Here is a 17,438-nt window from a genome sequence, read left to right on the forward strand (position 1 = left end):
TAATTGACTCTAACCTGAAGATGGAACTTGAAATCAAGTTCCATCTTCAGGCTTTTTAAAACCGCATACTTCCAGACTCGACTAAAGCTAACACGGGAAATGGGCACGGACAGAATATGGATACCCTTCTTTTTACCCAGCACAATATTTTCATGCTGCTACAGCAAATGTCCGTATTCCTTGTCATCGCGTATCTGTTCACAAAATCACCAGTATTTCGTACTTTCAATATTGGAGATCTGCGCCCTAAACAGATGATTATCCTATATGTCGTTTTCTCTACATTTTCTATAATGGGAACCTATTTCGGTTTCCCTATTAACGACGCTATAGCGAACACACGGGCAATCGGAGCCGTTCTTGCTGGAATCATCGGAGGTCCCGTGCTTGGCACAGCCGTGGGGCTTACTTCCGGTCTGCACCGCATGACACTCGGCGGATTCACAGCCGTATCCTGCGGAATTTCCACAACGCTTGAAGGATTGATCGGAGGACTGTTTCACCTTTATCTAATTCGAAACAACCAGCAGTCAAAACTTCTCAGCCCCAAAATAGCTTTCTTCGCCACATTTATAGCCGAAATAGTTCAAATGCTGACAATTTTGGCGACAGCAAAACCTTACACTGAAGCATTGGCCCTTGTTCAAGTTATCTACCTGCCAATGATCGTTGCTAATAGTTGCGGTTCCGCCATATTTGTCAGCATCATACGCGACCAGAAAAGCATGTTCGATAAACTCGGTGTAATTTTCTCAAATAAAGCGCTCAGAATCGCAGACAAAACGCTTTCTATACTAAGCAAAGGATTCAACGAAGATACAGCTGATAAGCTTGCAAAAGTTATCCACCATGAAACAGGCGTCGGAGCTGTCGCCATTACAGACCGCGATAAGGTGCTTGCTTTTCGAGGCTTAGGAAATGACCACCACACTGTCGGGATTAATTTAACTTCACCTGAAACTATTCGGGCTATCAGCGAAGACCGCATCATATTTGTGGACGGGTCAAAAAAGCAGTGGAAATGTGCGCTGTCTGATAATTGTCCGCTGGGATCCATATTATCGGTTCCGCTCCGCTTTGATAACGAGGTCATCGGCACCATAAATCTATTCGAGCCTAAAGATAAAATTTTCCTGACCATGAATAAAACGCTTGGAGAAGGCATCACCAATCTGCTCTCCAACCAGCTACTCTACGCTAGGTATAACGAACAAAAAAGTTTACTCATTGAGGCGGAGCTCAAGCTCATTCAGGCTCAGATTAACCCGCATTTTCTATTCAATGCGCTCAATACGATCATTGCTATTTTACGCAGAGACTCAGATCGAGCTCGCGAATTACTGTTACATATTTCCAACTTTTTCCGTACAAATCTAAAGAGAAAAGGCGACCTTGCCACTCTCGAAGATGAACTGAATCACGTTAATTCATATCTTGTTATTGAAAAAGCTCGCTTCGAAGACAGGCTAAACATAATTATGGATATCGATCCCAAACTATTGAATGTTAAAATGCCGGTTTTCACACTCCAGCCCTTGATTGAAAATTCCATCAAGCACGGTATTTCTGACATGATCACGCCCGGTACAGTTAAAATTTCTGCTAAAAGCATGGACGGCATGACCATCATCGCAATTGAAGACAATGCTGGGAATTGCGGAGAGTGGGACACAACTGGACTCGGCATGAATATTGTGGAAAAACGTATTAAGAACCTTTGCGGTGACCAATACGGGCTAGAAGTTGACTGTGTGCCCGACGAGAGAACCACGGTTACCGTCAAACTTCCTGAGCGAGGATGCCGGAGTGATAAGAGTACTGATCATTGATGACGAGAGACATGCACGAGAAGAAATGGAAGCGCTGCTAAGCGAAACAGGCGAAGTTGAAATTGTCGACTCCTGCGAAAACGCTTTTGACGCCTTAAAAGCCATAAACCAGCATCGTCCGGATGTTGTTTTTTTAGATATCCAGATGCCAATGGTAAACGGATTTGAGCTACTCAGTATGGTCAATCAGGACATAATGCCTCACGTCGTATTCGTAACAGCATACGATGAATATTCCCTCAAAGCTTTCGAAGAAAAAACTCTCGACTATATTTTGAAGCCAGTATCAATCGAACGCATCAACAAAACCGTTGCTAAGTTAAAAGAACTTCTCGTCACCGCACAGCCTGTTGCTTTTGAAGCTGAACCTATCAAACGTATCCCCTGCCTCATCGGAAAACGCATTAAGCTGATTGGACTGGATAAGGTAGAATTCGTTTCGGCTGGAGCAAGGGGGCACTACTTAGTTACAAGCGAAGATGAATATTACACAGACATTACCCTCAAGGTCCTCGAAGAACGAACCGGCCTCATTCGCTGCCACAAGCAATATCTAGTTAATATGGATTTCATTAATGAAATCGCGCTACTTGAAAACGGGCTGGGAGTTATCACAACTTCTTCGGGAGGCTCTGTTCCAGTCAGCCGCATGTATCTCAAAAAACTCAAGAGTATGTTACTACTTTAACTAGTCAGATTATATCCCCCAGCATGCCTTTTTTTTATCACTTCCTGTCTATTTCTAATGGTAAAAATATGATCTTTTAAGTATATCTTGTATCTACTATAAAAAAATGGAGTGCTTTTATGAAAAACTACCTTGCCTGTTTCAAAAAATTATTAATATCTTTCGTGGCCTTATCCTGCCTTCTATTTCAGATTTCCAATGCAAACGCTTTTGGTTTAGAAGATTTGTCCTCATCTGCTGACTCTATTAAAACAGCATCAGACACAGCTCAAGCTTCAGCGGACGGTGCAAGCCTCTTAAACCGAGCGAAAAGCGTTTACAACGGCTTCGCAGGTTCCACAGAGCAGCTGATCAGCGCCCAAAGCACAACTATGTCGCTTATTAATCCTACTCAGCATGTTGTTGGCGCGGATTCATTTGACTCCGCCACTGGACTTACCAAGTTAATGGAAATGACCTCATTATCTAAAAGTATGGGTTCTGAAATGGACGGTATGGATCTTACGGGTAGACTCACTAAGATTTTCACAGATCCAACAAGCTTAGAAAAGGCCCAGTCAGTTTACAACAATGCATCAGGCGCTTATTCTTCTGGAAATACTTCAGTCATGGAAGCAAAAACTCTCTACGCGGAAATCAAAGATTTTATCGCTTCGCCTTCCGCAAAGAACCTAAATGTTGGATTACTAGAAAACCTTGGTGATTACTCAGACAAGATACTGCCATTCATAATGGAGCACGGCCCTGAGCAAGTCCAGACTGCAGGCAAATTAGCTGAAGTTCTTAAAGGATTTCTCTAGACCGCAGACTTAGACTGTTTCATTTAATCGAAGTTGTCCGCCTCCCATAAAAAAAGCCCCTGAAAGCATTGCTTTCGGGGGCTTTAAACGTACTAAATAATATCTGTTTATTCACATGTTCCAAGGCGAATCTTTTCGCGAAAGTCACCGCTGGCTTCTGGAAATTTAAGCAGAGCGCCTTTAACAAGACATTTACCAACAATTCCCAATCCATCCTGGTCATTACTAGTTGCGCTTCCGCGCCAAAGGTAAGTTCTTAGTTCCTCATTTTCTGGAGTGACCATGTACACCCTTACAGTGTTGTCATTTCTGGATTCATCGCCAGTTTTAACAACACCAATATTGGCATAAGTATTGTGAAGCAAATCGTAGTTATTAGCATCGCGGGTATAAGTAACACCCCTCTCGATAACTGACTTTGATCCGAAATTTAAAATCACTAGAAAATCAGGATTCTCAGAATCGTAAGCAAAACCTTTAGCTTCCAGTTCAACTCTGGCCGCTTCTAGCAAAACAGTCTCAAGAGTGCTCTTCGAATCATCTGCTTTCTTATATGCAAAAGTGTGAACCGTCTTAAAATCTAGCCCGGGAGTAGGCTTATTCTGTATGTTCATGTCAACATAGACACAACCTGAAAGACTCATAACAAATAACATCACTACCAATAATAACTTCTGCACCCCGGACTCCTGAAAAATAAAAATTATACGAAACCAGACTCTATCTAGTGACTTAGCAAGCTTAAAGCAGTAATCAACTCATCACACCTTCTTAGCTGCTTTATCTGCTTTAGCCAAGGAATGAAAGAGATATACAGAGCCAAAACAAAAAAATAATACACTTCTATGGAAAAATAATTCTAAATAAAAGCACTTCAATTGGAGGAATAATGAACAAATTACACGAAAGACGCGATTCAAGCAGAATAGATCTCACCAATATGAATGACTTATTCAGACAATGTGACATCTCGGCTTCTTCATGCTCGACAGATTTAGATATTACTATACTGGATATTTCAGCTAAAGGCATGAAACTTAGGCTAAATTGCGATGATGATAATGAAAAACTTAATCTCAGCGATGAGATATTCATCCGCGGTTGCATTTTTAATGATCGCATTGGTTTTCTAAGCAGCCAAAAGGGAGTCACTATCTGGAAGGACAATAATCACATTGGACTTAAATTTACCCCTTCACTTGATATCGATGAATGCCACATACGCGAAATGCTGAAAGCTTAACTCATTACTTTATTATGCCTTCATAAGTTGCTACGTTCCCAACTGTGAACATAAAAAAAAATAAAACAATTGCGTGGATAGGCAACACCTTCTTCAGGACAGGTATGGATCAACTGGGCTATGAAACAACCCACATTCCTATCCGCGGTCAGCAGGTATTCACATGGGACGACATTTTAGAGAAGACTGGATCAGTTCCTGACATAGTCCTTTACGCAGATAGATCCATAGCGCCGCCTTTAGCCGGTGTGGAATCTTTCCCCTGCCTTACAGTCTTCTATTGCATAGATACCCATATTCACAGCTGGTATCCACTTTATGCTCAAGGGTTTGACATCTGCCTCGTCAGTCTCAAAGATCACCTAGACCTTTTTACTCCGCGCTTACCCGAATCTCGCCTCATTTGGTTTCCGCCAGTAGTCATGGATAATGATATACCCGTCCAAATGGAAAAAGAATGGGACCTACTATTCGTCGGTAAAGTTGATCCAGAACTAACTCCCGAACGAATGTTTTTTCTTGACCAAGTCGCGAAACTTGTTCCGGATCTTCATGTTACTCAAGGTGAATACCGTAAGCTTTTTCCTAAAGCTAAAGTGGTTCTCAATATTGCAGAACGCGGGGACTTAAATTTCAGAGTATTCGAAGCTCTTGCCTGCGGTTCATGCTTACTAACACCGTACATTGAACACGGCTTAAATGATATATTCAAAGACGGAGTACACCTTGTCACATACAAGCCCAATGATGCTCCAGACCTTGTTGAAAAATTGCAGGGACTACTTAATGATGACGAGCGTAGAATACGCATAGCAAAGCAGGGAAATGATCTAATTGAATCTTCCCACCGAATCATACACCGCGCGGGAATTCTTCATAATCTGATTATAGATATGGACACTGAAAAAGCTGTCAGTGATCGACTTTCTGCAGCCCCTACACTTCGCAAAAGTTTTATGAAAAGTATCTACCTGCATTGGGCCGAAGCCATCGACGATAATAAACTTAAATCAATATATTTAAAAGCCGCTAAAGATTAACGAACCAGCCCTTCTTAACGACGCACAGAAAAACCCCGGTGAAGATAATCTTCACCGGGGTTTTAATATTTATCGCCCTGATTAAAAAATCAGGATTAGACTTACTGTTACTCTCTAATATGAAGAGCCTTGGTAAGTTTAGCGAGAATTTCAGGCTTGCAGTTAAGGTCTTCAGTCTGCTCAAGAAAGTGCCTGCGCTGTGCAAATCTATCTTTGAGAGTCTGCATGTACAAAGTCTGATTATCGGTATTCTTAGGATTGTATGTGAAATGGTATCCTGGAAGGAAGTTTTCCATACAATCACGTTTAGGTAGCTGTGCACCTGGTAGCAGATCCCAGTCTTCCCACTCAAGCTTATCTTGCAAGATCAATGACTGCAGGTGCAAGGATGTCTGTAGCGGAATAGGATGGAGATCAGTATCAGAAGATTTCCAGAAACCAACAGAGTTAAAGCTGTAACCCGTTGCGCCGTTTTCGTAGACCTTGGTAAATGCATCAACATCTTTCCAAAGTTCGTAAACTCTGAATGGATTTGCGTAAGGAATGAAAACAAGCTTTTTAAGTTCTTCTTCTGAAACGTTTTCTGCAAGGTTACGCTTAGTCATCAGGGCTGCGCCCATTGCAACTGCGAGATTTGTGTCAGTAAAACGAATAAGTGGAGGCAAACATGTATCTTTCATGAGCCAGCAAAGGACTTCAGGGAACTTACAACGATTTACATGAGATCCTAAAACGTCGCGATCAATAAGAGCGCGCCCATTTGGATTACGTAAATCCTGACCAATAGGAAGTACTTTACCGTCAACATTAAGAGTAGCATGGTTCATTACTGATACCATGTATTCCCAGTCGGGGTTGCCCAGAGGTCTTGAGTCGGTTTTATCAAAAAGAGTCGGTTCCCATACACGGCAAACACGATTATCGATATCAATTTGGAATGCATCATCATGCAAAACTTTCTTAGTGAACCCTTCAGGTAGAGTTCCACCGTTATCATGGGAGTTTGTGTGAGATGATTTACCAGTTCCGGAAAGTCCGAAAAAGGCAATGGAACGCTGTCCCATTTTCTTAGCATCAGCACTCTTACATCCAGTGAAATCAATTTCCTTGATTCCACCATGACAAGCAGCCATTCCAACACGAATGCCGGAAGTCCAAGCAAGTGTCAAAGTTCCCTTTTTGCGCTCACCGAAGTAACGCATACCGAAATTGTAGATGACGTTACATTCTTCATCTACAAGAGCGAGCTGTGGGAAACCCTGGTTATGATAAAAAGGATCTTCATTACGCCAAACATTGTCACCGATGATGATAATATCCTGAATGGGCAATTTTGAGCTTTTTTCATACTCTGCTGCCAACTCTTCGTATGGAGTAAAGTTGACAAGCCAGTTATAAATATTCGCAGCATCATCTTCACCACCAACAATGGTAGCTCTGATCATAAGATCTTTATCAAGGCCGATAATCGCTTCAGCCTTAATTAGAGGACGTTGCTGCATATCAGAGATAGCTTCTCTGAGATCTCCGAGGACTTTGCGCTGAGTTGATCCATCAAGTTTATTATAAAACCTGCGAGCCAAACCTGTGCGTCCAACGATCTTACCATGACAATGGTTTAAAACAGTTGCGCCTTCTGGAAGGCCCAAACGTTTTGCTGCCTTAGGATAGATCGGCTGATCCGTTTCCATGACATCCCACTGTTTTTTAGCAAGTTCATATGCCTCTGCAGCATTAACTTTTCTAACTCTTTTATCGTTAACGAGTGTTTCTGCAATAGCCCTTAAAGGTGGTATTTTAGAAAGATCGTCTTTGTAAAAATCATAGGTAGATTGACTAGCCACTGGTTACTCCTCCAAAGAAAATATAAGTCTGACTGACTGTTAAGATTCGCCCTAACCCTATTCCTAGAAAAAATCCACCCTAACCTGAACTCTGCTCCAAATGTCAGCAAGAACTCTGCATAAACCAACATGATTTAAAGAGTGATCACCCTACTACTATAATCAAAACATTTAACCGAAAATATACTTAAGCAAAAAGGCGCACTCTCATTTTGAGAATGCGCCTTTTGACATTAGTCTTTTAACTGGACCTTTTTTTTCTGCATAGTTGTCTCCAGACCGAGCGTTTTAAGCGCAATACTGCGCTTAAGCTTTTTCGTTCTCGCTCGATTTGTAATTACCATGATCATAACTCTACAGTCCAAGTACAGACCAGAGCACACCAGCCGCAACCGCGGAGCCAAGAACTCCCGATACGTTAGGTGCCATGGCATGCATGAGCAGGAAGTTATGAGGATCTTCTTGGCGTGCTACCATCTGGACAACTCGCGCGGAGTCAGGAACAGCGGATACACCAGCAGCTCCAATCAGAGGGTTTATCTTATCCTTAAGGAAAAGATTCATAAGCTTGGCAAAAAGAAGGCCACTTGCAGTAGCCACACAAAAGGAAGCCGCCCCTAGTCCGAAAATGAGCAGACTATCAGGAGTCAGAAATGTCTGAGCCTGAGTCGAAGCTCCAACGGAGAATCCAAGAAGGATAGTAACGGAATCAATGAGTGATGTACGCGCTGTTTCTGCCAAACGCTCAGTAACACCAGACTCTTTAAGCAAGTTACCTAGGAAGAGCATACCGACCAGAGCAAGAGACCCTGGAGCGATAAGAGCTGTGATTATGAATGCGCCGACAGGAAAGAGAACTTTCTCACGAGCTGATACTTCTCTTGGAGCTTTCATGCGAATGAGACGCTCTTTTTTAGAAGTAAACAATTTCATAATCGGAGGCTGAATTACGGGAACTAGCGCCATATACGAATAAGCCGCAATGGCGATGGCTCCCAGCAGATGCGGGGCCAGCTTCGACGAGAGGAAAATAGCAGTAGGACCATCCGCCCCACCGATAATACCAATCGCGCCAGCTTCAGCTGGGCTGAAACCAAGATACATAGCTCCGACGAGAGTAATAAAAATACCCATCTGAGCTGCTGCACCAAGCAGTACAAGTTTAGGATTCGAGAGCATACACGAAAAGTCCGTCATGGCTCCGATTCCAAGGAAGATCAGCGGTGGGAAAAGCCCTTTGCTGACTCCGAAGTAGATGTATGAAAGAACGCTTCCTTCGTCATAGACGCTAAGAGGCATACCCGCGATAGACGGGATATTACCTACAATTGCTCCAAACCCGATAGGCAAGAGCAGAAGCGGTTCGTAGTCCTTTATGATAGCAAGGGCGATGAAAAATATTCCGATGACAATCATTAAGAAATTGCCAATCGTCATTTCAGCGAACCCTGTGGTACTTAAGAAATGAAGAAGTATATCCATAACGTTCCGTCTAGCTCTTATTTTTGTGCAGATATGCAACTGCAGCTGCGACTATCTCCGCTTCATTAGGTCCTGCCGGAGCGGGAGCCTCTACACCGCTATGGTGCGCAGAAGGAGGGATAATCATATTACAGAAAGCAGCCAGCTTCGGAAGCATAGCTATGTAAAGACTTACCAGCAGCAAAGCCACAAATACGATGCCCATGCCCGTCAAAGAAAGGGCAATCCCGTTCCCATCGGTTACATGTTGCCAACTGAACACCATTTCCTGCATTGGAAACTCCTTTTGCGTTTAAAAATGCTCAGCTAGATAGATAGAAGAACTAAAGGCTGGCCCTGTTTGACCTGATCACCACCAGCAACTTCGATAGAAGCTACAGTTCCGGCAACATGAGCCTTAACTTCCATTTCCATCTTCATAGCTTCCATAATCAATAAGGTCTGACCTTCCTGAACAGCCGTTCCGGGCTGGACAGCAAGACGGATAATAAGACCAGGCATTGGAGCTGCAATAGGCTCGGTTGCTCCGCCCGCAGGCGCGGCAGAACCGGCTGCTGCAGGAGTACCATCTCCGGCTCCAATATTGAAAGACTTACCGTTAAGAGTAGCAGTCGCACCATCAACAGCAACAGAGTAAGACTGTCCGTTAACTGAAACATTTACTGTTCCAGAACCGGTTCCAGCGCTACCGCCGCCAAGATTTGCAATCTGCTCTGCTTCAACGTCTTTCTTATAGCGAATGCCCACTTTGGCATCGCCTTTAAGATAGGCAACGCCTTTATCTTTACAGGTAGCAACGATGAATACGTTCTCATCATTTACAGGCAAGCCTTCCTCTTCGAGGACCTTGCGTGCAGGTCCGAGACCTTTCGTAGGATCAGCATCGTTGAGTTCGATAGGGCTTTTCGTAGTAACTTCAAGTCCCATCTTCTCAGAAGCAAGCTTAATAAGCTCAGCATCAGGCGCAACAGGAGTTTTACCAAAGTAACCGAGAAGCATTTTACCGTAACCGTCAGCAAATTTTTCCCATGGTCCGAACATAACGTTGTTAAACGCCTGCTGGAAGTAGAACTGGGAAACAGGAGTAACGGAAGTACCGAAACCACCTCTGCGAACAACTTCACTCATTGCGCGAATAATCTCAGGGTAGCGATCCATAAGACCGTTATCTCTGAGCATCTGAGTATTAGCTGTCAGCGCGCCGCCGGGCATTGGGCTGAAAGGAATCATTGGATCAACCATAGTTGCTTCTGGCGGCAGGAAGTAATCCTTCATGCAATCGCGGAAGACATCTTCGGCTGTGATAATTTTGTCGATATCCACATCAATAGTGTAGTCGGTGCCGCGCAGAATGTGCCACATGGTGACAATATCAGTCTGACAGGTTCCGCCTGACGCTGGAGCCATGGACAAGTCGATGGCGTCTGCTCCGGCCTCAATGGCGGACATGTAGCAGAGACCGCCGATTCCGGCTGTTTCGTGAGTGTGGAAATGAATCATTGTATCTGCGGGAAGCATCTTGCGTGCGAGCTTGATAGTCTCGTAGACCTTGGAAGGAGTCGAAGTTCCTGATGCGTCTTTAAAGCAGACGGAATCATAAGGAATACCCGCATCCAAAATCTGGCGCAGAGTGCTTTCGTAGAAAGCCGCATCATGAGCACCGGAACATCCAGGAGGAAGTTCCATCATGGAAACAACAACCTGATGTTTAAGGCCGGCATCAGCAATACACTGCCCGCTATAGATCAGGTTATTGACGTCATTTAGTGCGTCGAAGTTTCGGATGGTAGTAATACCGTGTTTTGCAAAAAGATCCGCATGAGCTTTAATGACATCACTGGATTGAGATTCGAGACCAACAACGTTAACACCGCGAGACAGAGTCTGAAGATCTGCATCAGGGCCAGCTGTGGCTCTAAATCTATCCATCATATCAAAAGCATCTTCATTGGAATAAAAATATAGGGCTTGGAAACGTGCTCCCCCGCCAGCTTCAAACCAGTTGATTCCTGCATCTCTAGCTGCTTCTACAGCAGGCAGAAAATCATCGGTCTTAACTCTGGCTCCGTATACGGACTGAAAGCCGTCACGAAAGGCAGTACACATAAACTTAACTTTCTTCTTGGCCACTTCCCCTCCCTTGGTATGTGAATGAGTGAATCACCGCAATCCCGCCGGACCGCGTTTAAACATTCTTGTTAAACATATTTTTCTAAAGGAAACCAAATATTTACAACACTACACTCGCTATGGTTGCATCGAACACAACCTCATAACAAGCTGAAAGTGAACATCGAGTAGCACAATTCCGTCACAATTTCAGCAAGAAACCGCACCCTTAAAAAAATCATTTAAGAAAGGCTGGAATATATATGGCAGATGAGCAGGAGAAACATACGTAAAACCTACTATAGCCGAGGAATTTAATAAGCACAGGATTCGGATTCTATAAAGAAAAAAGTTGTGCAACAAAAGTTGCAAAGCGACAATTTTGTTTGACAACAGCTTCCTCTGTTACGTTTATAGCAATTTAAGGCCGTTTTTTATTGCATAAAAGTTAATTTGGCTAATAAAAACTCATTCTGCAACGGCAAAAAAATAATTCGAAAAGTTAAATTCCTACCCAACCAGTATCTATTTACCGCCAAAAGAGCACCTTAATTCAAAACAACCTTTCAAAATCAAGATAAACTACATTGAGATTCGAATAATTACTTCTTTTGTCTAAGATCTCCTATAGAAGACCCTTCTGAGTTACTGCGGTCACCATTAATAGTTTTATTAGCGGCACCACAATCACAACCACAGCCGCACCCTCCGACTCCCTTTCGGAACCATTTGATTCCTAAGTACAAGGCTGCAACCCCTATAATGACGAATACTAGTATTTCCTGCATAAGGCTCCTCGGTGATATAGAATTTCATTATCAGCTTCTTTTAACTTAATATTTATACAATCGAAGTCAACTAAAACCAAATCCGGCAATACAATTCAGGCAGCATCTTTGCACCATTACCGTAACAGGATCTATAAATACCACCGAGGGCTGATCAAGGCCTTATTTACCTATACTATCAACATCAGTCCGATACAACTTAACTGTTGCCCTTAATTTACTGACAGATCCGTACAGATAAAAATTACTGAGTTACTTGATTCTGTATAATTCACCTCAACGTAAAATGAATAAAAAAATCCTCCCTGGCCCAGATTAGACAAGAGAGGATTTTTTTTCATAGTAAACATAACTTCTCATGCGAGAATTTTTTGCAGCAAGACGATAAGTTTTTCTAGGGGTTCTGGAAATCTTTCCAGAAAGCTTTGAAGTGTAATATAGCTGGCAGATAAAAAAGCAACGAATCCGCCGTATACTACAACATCAAACAAAACCGGAATTGTTTTTCCCTTAATTTTAACTTTGGGCATATTTTTCCTCCTTCGTTAGAGGAGGCAACATATGTACCAGATAATATTAAGAAATATTAACTATTTACTAAGACGTCTAATGAACAATAGCCCTACCCCGCCCATAAGAATAGCCCATTCAAGACCAAATCCGGCAGTAGGATTCAAAACACATCCACCGCCAGTATCTGAGGGACTTTGCACTCCCAACGCAGCAGGGTCTTTAATAACACCAAGGGTTGGATCAGTATCGTATTTTCCGTTATCTTTTACAACGTAATTTACCCAGTAATTGGTGCCCAAAGTAAGCACGGTCTCTGAAGGCAAATAATTTTCGCTATCATCCTCCATCCACCAAGCCCCCTCAGTATCAGGATCTGCGACAGAAGCGTAGCTGCCAAAAGGTATACTGGTCCCATTTGCTTCGTAACACTTCATAAGAACCACATCAGCGACTGTTCCGTTAAGGCTTGTGGAATTAAAACTAAACACCCCGTTAGCTCCGGAACTGCTTACAGTAGCGGTAAACGTAGCAAGTGGAGAACGCAGGTTAAAACTGGAAGGAATGCTAAAAGTGTCCTGAATGACAGTATCTGTCGTTGCATTTTGGGTATTAGCAGTAACTGCAACTGTTACACCGGCCTGCTGATGTTCAGACTTTTTAACATAATCCTCTTCTATCGCCATACCCAATTGAATGGGACCATTCATAGTAGCTGAAGTAATTACTTGCTGTGGAACGGTAAGACCATCATCCGTGGTCTTAAAAACAACAAGTGTATCTATCGCAAAACTTGATACGTAAATTAAAGAATCCTTCACGATCAAGCCGTAAGGATTGTTTACAGCTGTACCTGCGGCTGAGATAGTGGTACTTGGAACAGTTACCCCACTTGAAGCGAGAGGGAAACTCATAATCGTGTCAGTACCACCTTGACTAATATAAATAATATCATTTGATATCCATAAGCCACGAGCGTCGTTCATCACGCCTGACACACTGAATGTTCGCTTAGGAGCTACATTTCCAGTGTCTGTAACATTAAAGACCGATACCAGATTCAAACCGTTATCAAGTACATATAGGTCACTGCCGTAAACCATCATCATACAGGGTTTTGAAAATCCTGTAGCAGCTCCGACGATCTCACGTTTAGGAGCGACATTACCACTATCAGAAGTATTAAAAACTTTGATGGACTTGGAACCTTCGTCTGCAATATAAATCTCGGAGTTGGAAATAAACAGCCCTCGTGGAATGTTAAGCCCTGGTGCAGCTCCGCTAATCACCCTTGTAGGGGCAATATTGCCAGTACCAGTTGAAGGGAAGACGGATATTGAGTCGTCATTCTCGTCGGTAATGTAAACTTCTTCATCATATAAAAATAAACCATAGCCATGACCTCCGCTGAGCAGAGTGGCAGCTCCGGAAATATTGCGCGCAGGAGTTGATAACCCGTCATCGGCACTGTCAAAAACCAGAATTTCCCCGCTATCGCGAGACATAACGTAAAGGTCTTCCGCAGAAGCAACAGCTCCTCCGAAAAGCAAAGCCGATAAACAAACGGTAATATATAGCAAAAAAGTACTTCTAATCACAATAGTAGACCTCCCCAGATATTCTATTTATTAGAGCTATTTATCCTATACAAGCAACAAATCAAGGTTGTAATAGAAATAACAGCAAACCAATTTTAATATATGATCCATTTTAAAGGAAACCAAATAAAAAAGTCCCCCCTTGTCAGTAACTAGACAAGAGAGGACTTTTTTTCGGAGTAATCTTACTTTCTCATGCGAGAAATTTTTGCAGCAGGCCGATAAGTTTTTCCGCTGGTTCAGGAAATCTTTCCAGAAAACCTTGAAAAGTAATATAGCTAGCCAACAAAAACGCAGCGAATCCGCCATATACTACGACATCAAACATGACTGGAATTGCCTTTTCCATAATTCTCTCTTTGTGCATATTTTTCCTCCTCGCTTTGGAGAAGCAACATGCATACCAGACAACATTAAGGAATTAGAATAACACCAAAGAGTGCCTAATAAATCATAGAATAGGATTCATAATATACAGCCTAAAAGACCTCAATCTAATTTCAAAACAGCTTGACACAACAAGTAGTGTGTCATAGTTTTTAAAAACGTATGCAGTACTAAGCTCATTAATTCGTTTTCTAGCTCGCTGCCACCTTTCTAATATTAATAAAGGTAGCGCAATAAATAAGGATTTGAACTATGCACATATCAGAGGGAGTTTTATCTCTTCCCGTTCTTGCCACTGGAGCGGCTGTAACAGTCGCCGGAACCATGATCGGACTGAAAAAAATTGATTCAGAAAAGCTCGTAACAGTTGCTCTGCTTTCGTCTGTATTCTTTGTCGCATCGCTTATTCATATTCCTCTAGGACCAGGCAGTGCGCACCTTATTCTCAGCGGGCTTATGGGGCTGGTACTCGGATGGGCCGCCTTCCCCGCGATCCTTACCGGATTACTATTGCAAGCTATCCTCTTTCAATATGGAGGACTCACTGTCATCGGCGTAAACACTGCCACTATGGCCTTGCCTGCGGTTCTCTGCCATTACCTATTCCGCTCTCTGCTCAATAAGGGCGGCAAGAGCATGACTGTCGGCGCATTTCTTTGCGGGGCGGTATCAATCGGACTTTCGGCGATGCTGACCGCATTCGCATTATCTTTCACCGACGACAGTTTCATCGGCGCGGCACAGCTTATTGTATATGCGCACTTGCCCATCATGATTATTGAAGGATTTATCTGCGTATTCACATACAGCTTCCTTTACAAGGTCAGACCTGAAATGCTGATGGCTACTCAAGAATAATTTACGCTAACGCGACTTATATGTTTCACGTAAAGAAGCGCGTAAGAGGATATCCTCTTACGCGCTTCTTTCTTGGCTATAACAAAAAGGATTAAACCGAAAACAGCTTACTCGATAACTTTCATACTCTGCCATTTACCGCCCTTGAAGCGTAAGTAAAAAGAAAAGCTTAGAGCAACCACGTAAGCGGTAAAAATCGCCCAGAGGAAATTAGGACCAAGCTTCCAAACCTCCACCCCGAGATAGCACGGTATTACCATCAAAGTTACACATAAAAAACCGACAAGCTTCATAACCCAGACAACATCTCCCGCACCCTTCAATGCTCCAGAGTAGACAAGCGCAAGTCCATCAAAGAAAATATAAGCAACCGTGAACAGCAAGAAGATTCGACCATGCTCAAGAACTTCTCCAAATTGCGCATCACCGATATCATGAGGACGAAACATACTTATCAAAGTGTCCGGTATGGCTATGTAAATCAGCCCCATAAAGAGCATCCACGCACAAGTGATATGAAATGCACAGGTCGTAGCTCTTTTAGCATACTCAGGGCGCCCCTGCCCTATTGCCTGACCAACCAGAGTACTAACTCCGACAGAAATACCATAGGCGGGGAAAAATGTTATTCCGTCAATAGAAAGAACAATATTGCTTGCAGCAAGAATTGTTGTTCCAAGCCTTCCCACCATATAAACAAAAAAAGTAACGGCAAAAATATCTAGAAAGAACTGAACCCCGTTTGACAAACCATACTTTATGAATCTGCGAAAAAGTTGCGGAGCGAATTTAAAATTACTTAATACACCGTATTTCTTCTCATTCTTACTATTAAAGATAAGAGGAATATAAAGACCTACAATTACACATCCAGCTAGAACAGTCGCAATTCCAGCCCCTTGAATACCCAACTCTGGGAAAATCCAAACACCGTTTATGAGTGCATAATCTAATGGAATATTGACCAGTGCTCCCACCATGTTCACGATCATAACGGTTCTGGTAAGCCCGCGTCCTGAATAGAAACTTGATAGTGCTGTATCTAGAACAGGCAGCCCTGCTCCGAACATCAATATTCTAAAATATTGGATCTCGAGCACGGTGACTTCAGGCGGATGTCCACCCAATACAAGCAATGGAGTCAGGAAATGACCAAAAATCACAAGAATGACCCACGCTGCGAGTGAAAAATATATGCCCTGCCATAAACTAGTTGCGACCTTGTCTGGCCTTGCGGCTCCGGTATATTGAGCAATGAAAACGTTTATATAGCTGGCAACGCCCATAAAGAAGGATATGAATAAAAAAGCAAGGATCCCTGCTGGAAGTGCGGCGGCAATTGCCTCAACGGAATACCTCCCAAGGAACACTCTATCAGTAATCTGCATAATAGTAGTAGAGGCCATGCTAACAGCAAGCGGTAAGCTTATTTTTAAAACATCCTTATAGCCAAAAGGCCTATTCCAAAGGGAAGACATTGAACGTTACTCCGTAAATAATAATTTTAATGTACATACGCATAAATATTGCAATCGGTTTAAGCAACCAAAATTTTCGCAAAAAAAAAGCCGCTTCCGGAATTCCCGGAAGCGGCTTGAACAGTCGTAAATAAAAAAATTATTTAACTGCGTCCTTGAGGAATTTTCCAGGAGTGAACTTTACTCCGCGTGATGCTGGAATCTGAATAGCGTCTCCAGTCTGAGGATTGCGTCCGGTTCGTGCGGAACGCTCAACGGTCTTAAAAGTACCGAATCCTGTAAGAGTCACATTACCTTCTTCTTTAAGTCCATCTTCGATTGCACCAAGAACACCAGCAATAGCTGCAGATGCATCTTTAGCGCTCATATCTAATTTTTCCCGGAACTTCTTAACAAGAACAGCCTTACTCATAATAAACTCCTTCAATTTGTTTTTACCGCTACCCAAGCGATATATCCGTACCCCAAAAAGGCCACTACACCATTCAACATCAAAAAGCCATAGGCAAAATGTTTTATTGCCAATCGCAGCATTACTTTACAAATAATTATAATAGAACCGCATTATGTCAGAAACACAATTGACCGTAATCAAGTTTGATGCGGAGGTGGCGGACTACAGGTGATACCGAACAATTGTCAAGTGAAACCTCTTATTTTGCGTATTTTTTAACATAAACGACACATTAAGCCAGTTTAAATTTTTAAAAAGAAAATTCAGCTATTATAATGCTCTTTTTTTATTCTGTGGTGTTGACTTATGGCTTCCGTGTCTTAATTTAGT

Annotated in this window: 17 protein-coding genes; 6 read left to right on the plus strand and 11 right to left on the minus strand. The window is 42.7% G+C overall.

Annotated features, from left to right (window positions below; all coding sequences use genetic code 11):
• Positions 1 to 116: 116 nt before the first annotated feature.
• The 3 genes from BR06_RS0104555 to BR06_RS0104565 all read left to right on the plus strand — a co-directional run bounded on the left by BR06_RS0104555 (position 117) and on the right by BR06_RS0104565 (position 3,317).
• Positions 117 to 1,829, plus strand: a complete 1,713-nt coding sequence (locus BR06_RS0104555; RefSeq protein WP_031480583.1) for a sensor histidine kinase — start codon at positions 117 to 119, stop codon at positions 1,827 to 1,829.
• The gene (btsR, locus tag BR06_RS0104560; protein ID WP_031480585.1) at positions 1,807 to 2,517 is read left to right on the plus strand and encodes a two-component system response regulator BtsR; all 711 of its coding nucleotides are present in this window, start codon (positions 1,807 to 1,809) and stop codon (positions 2,515 to 2,517) included. Before BR06_RS0104555 ends, btsR begins: the two co-directional genes overlap by 23 nt.
• Before the next feature lie 119 nt (positions 2,518 to 2,636).
• Entirely contained in the window at positions 2,637 to 3,317 is a 681-nt protein-coding gene (locus BR06_RS0104565; RefSeq protein ID WP_031480587.1) for a hypothetical protein, read from the plus strand.
• A 107-nt stretch (positions 3,318 to 3,424) separates the two neighbouring features.
• On the opposite strand, the gene BR06_RS0104570 is transcribed toward BR06_RS0104565, so the two are convergent.
• The gene (locus tag BR06_RS0104570; protein ID WP_031480589.1) at positions 3,425 to 3,997 is read right to left on the minus strand and encodes a DUF4136 domain-containing protein; all 573 of its coding nucleotides are present in this window, start codon (positions 3,995 to 3,997) and stop codon (positions 3,425 to 3,427) included.
• 209 nt (positions 3,998 to 4,206) lie between these two features.
• Between BR06_RS0104570 and BR06_RS0104575 the strand changes: the two genes are divergently transcribed.
• A complete protein-coding gene (locus BR06_RS0104575; RefSeq protein WP_031480591.1) occupies positions 4,207 to 4,560 on the plus strand; it encodes a PilZ domain-containing protein in 354 nt (117 codons plus the stop codon).
• 44 nt (positions 4,561 to 4,604) lie between these two features.
• Complete coding sequence (locus BR06_RS0104580) at positions 4,605 to 5,600, plus strand: glycosyltransferase family protein (RefSeq protein ID WP_235727666.1); 996 nt, start codon at positions 4,605 to 4,607, stop codon at positions 5,598 to 5,600.
• A gap of 107 nt (positions 5,601 to 5,707) precedes the next feature.
• On the opposite strand, the gene BR06_RS0104585 is transcribed toward BR06_RS0104580, so the two are convergent.
• The 8 genes from BR06_RS0104585 to BR06_RS20490 form a co-directional block, all read right to left on the minus strand.
• Complete coding sequence (locus tag BR06_RS0104585) at positions 5,708 to 7,444, minus strand: phosphoenolpyruvate carboxykinase (ATP) (protein WP_031480595.1); 1,737 nt, start codon at positions 7,442 to 7,444, stop codon at positions 5,708 to 5,710.
• Between the two features lie 354 nt (positions 7,445 to 7,798).
• Positions 7,799 to 8,926: a sodium ion-translocating decarboxylase subunit beta gene (locus tag BR06_RS0104595; protein WP_031480597.1), complete on the minus strand. Its 1,128-nt coding sequence runs from the start codon at positions 8,924 to 8,926 to the stop codon at positions 7,799 to 7,801.
• 10 nt (positions 8,927 to 8,936) lie between these two features.
• Positions 8,937 to 9,200 carry an OadG family protein gene (locus BR06_RS0104600; protein WP_031480599.1) on the minus strand — a complete coding sequence of 88 codons (264 nt, stop codon included), beginning with the start codon at positions 9,198 to 9,200 and terminating at the stop codon, positions 8,937 to 8,939.
• 32 nt (positions 9,201 to 9,232) lie between these two features.
• Positions 9,233 to 11,056: a biotin/lipoyl-containing protein gene (locus BR06_RS0104605; RefSeq protein WP_031480601.1), complete on the minus strand. Its 1,824-nt coding sequence runs from the start codon at positions 11,054 to 11,056 to the stop codon at positions 9,233 to 9,235.
• A 581-nt stretch (positions 11,057 to 11,637) separates the two neighbouring features.
• Entirely contained in the window at positions 11,638 to 11,823 is a 186-nt protein-coding gene (locus tag BR06_RS0104610; RefSeq protein ID WP_031480603.1) for a hypothetical protein, read from the minus strand.
• 356 nt (positions 11,824 to 12,179) lie between these two features.
• Positions 12,180 to 12,353, minus strand: a complete 174-nt coding sequence (locus BR06_RS20485; protein WP_169738221.1) for a hypothetical protein — start codon at positions 12,351 to 12,353, stop codon at positions 12,180 to 12,182.
• A gap of 60 nt (positions 12,354 to 12,413) precedes the next feature.
• Entirely contained in the window at positions 12,414 to 13,931 is a 1,518-nt protein-coding gene (locus tag BR06_RS0104620) for an NHL repeat-containing protein (RefSeq protein WP_031480605.1), read from the minus strand.
• 193 nt (positions 13,932 to 14,124) lie between these two features.
• Positions 14,125 to 14,298, minus strand: coding sequence for a hypothetical protein (locus tag BR06_RS20490; RefSeq protein ID WP_169738222.1), 174 nt, complete (start codon positions 14,296 to 14,298; stop codon positions 14,125 to 14,127).
• Positions 14,299 to 14,570: 272 nt separating this feature from the next.
• Between BR06_RS20490 and cbiM the strand changes: the two genes are divergently transcribed.
• The gene (gene cbiM, locus BR06_RS0104630; protein WP_031480607.1) at positions 14,571 to 15,176 is read left to right on the plus strand and encodes a cobalt transporter CbiM; all 606 of its coding nucleotides are present in this window, start codon (positions 14,571 to 14,573) and stop codon (positions 15,174 to 15,176) included.
• Positions 15,177 to 15,283: 107 nt separating this feature from the next.
• Here the strand turns inward: cbiM and BR06_RS0104635 are convergent, their stop codons facing one another.
• Together BR06_RS0104635 and BR06_RS0104640 are read right to left on the minus strand one after the other, a co-directional pair.
• Positions 15,284 to 16,654: an MATE family efflux transporter gene (locus BR06_RS0104635; RefSeq protein ID WP_031480609.1), complete on the minus strand. Its 1,371-nt coding sequence runs from the start codon at positions 16,652 to 16,654 to the stop codon at positions 15,284 to 15,286.
• A gap of 139 nt (positions 16,655 to 16,793) precedes the next feature.
• Positions 16,794 to 17,066, minus strand: coding sequence for an HU family DNA-binding protein (locus BR06_RS0104640; protein WP_031480611.1), 273 nt, complete (start codon positions 17,064 to 17,066; stop codon positions 16,794 to 16,796).
• Positions 17,067 to 17,438: the final 372 nt, after the last annotated feature.

The sequence above is a fragment of the Maridesulfovibrio frigidus DSM 17176 genome (assembly GCF_000711735.1).
Taxonomy (GTDB): Bacteria; Desulfobacterota; Desulfovibrionia; order Desulfovibrionales; family Desulfovibrionaceae; genus Maridesulfovibrio; species Maridesulfovibrio frigidus.

What these genes read in the sequence shown, in the direction of transcription:
- BR06_RS0104555 (WP_031480583.1), top strand. Translation starts at nt 117, where the DNA reads ATGGATACCCTTCTTTTTACCCAGCACAATATTTTCATGCTGCTACAG.
- BR06_RS0104565 (WP_031480587.1), top strand. Translation starts at nt 2,637, where the DNA reads ATGAAAAACTACCTTGCCTGTTTCAAAAAATTATTAATATCTTTCGTG.
- BR06_RS0104575 (WP_031480591.1), top strand. Translation starts at nt 4,207, where the DNA reads ATGAACAAATTACACGAAAGACGCGATTCAAGCAGAATAGATCTCACC.
- BR06_RS0104595 (WP_031480597.1), bottom strand. Translation starts at nt 8,926, where the DNA reads ATGGATATACTTCTTCATTTCTTAAGTACCACAGGGTTCGCTGAAATG.
- BR06_RS0104600 (WP_031480599.1), bottom strand. Translation starts at nt 9,200, where the DNA reads ATGCAGGAAATGGTGTTCAGTTGGCAACATGTAACCGATGGGAACGGG.
- BR06_RS0104610 (WP_031480603.1), bottom strand. Translation starts at nt 11,823, where the DNA reads ATGCAGGAAATACTAGTATTCGTCATTATAGGGGTTGCAGCCTTGTAC.
- BR06_RS20485 (WP_169738221.1), bottom strand. Translation starts at nt 12,353, where the DNA reads ATGCCCAAAGTTAAAATTAAGGGAAAAACAATTCCGGTTTTGTTTGAT.
- BR06_RS20490 (WP_169738222.1), bottom strand. Translation starts at nt 14,298, where the DNA reads ATGCACAAAGAGAGAATTATGGAAAAGGCAATTCCAGTCATGTTTGAT.
- cbiM (WP_031480607.1), top strand. Translation starts at nt 14,571, where the DNA reads ATGCACATATCAGAGGGAGTTTTATCTCTTCCCGTTCTTGCCACTGGA.
- BR06_RS0104635 (WP_031480609.1), bottom strand. Translation starts at nt 16,654, where the DNA reads ATGTCTTCCCTTTGGAATAGGCCTTTTGGCTATAAGGATGTTTTAAAA.
- BR06_RS0104640 (WP_031480611.1), bottom strand. Translation starts at nt 17,066, where the DNA reads ATGAGTAAGGCTGTTCTTGTTAAGAAGTTCCGGGAAAAATTAGATATG.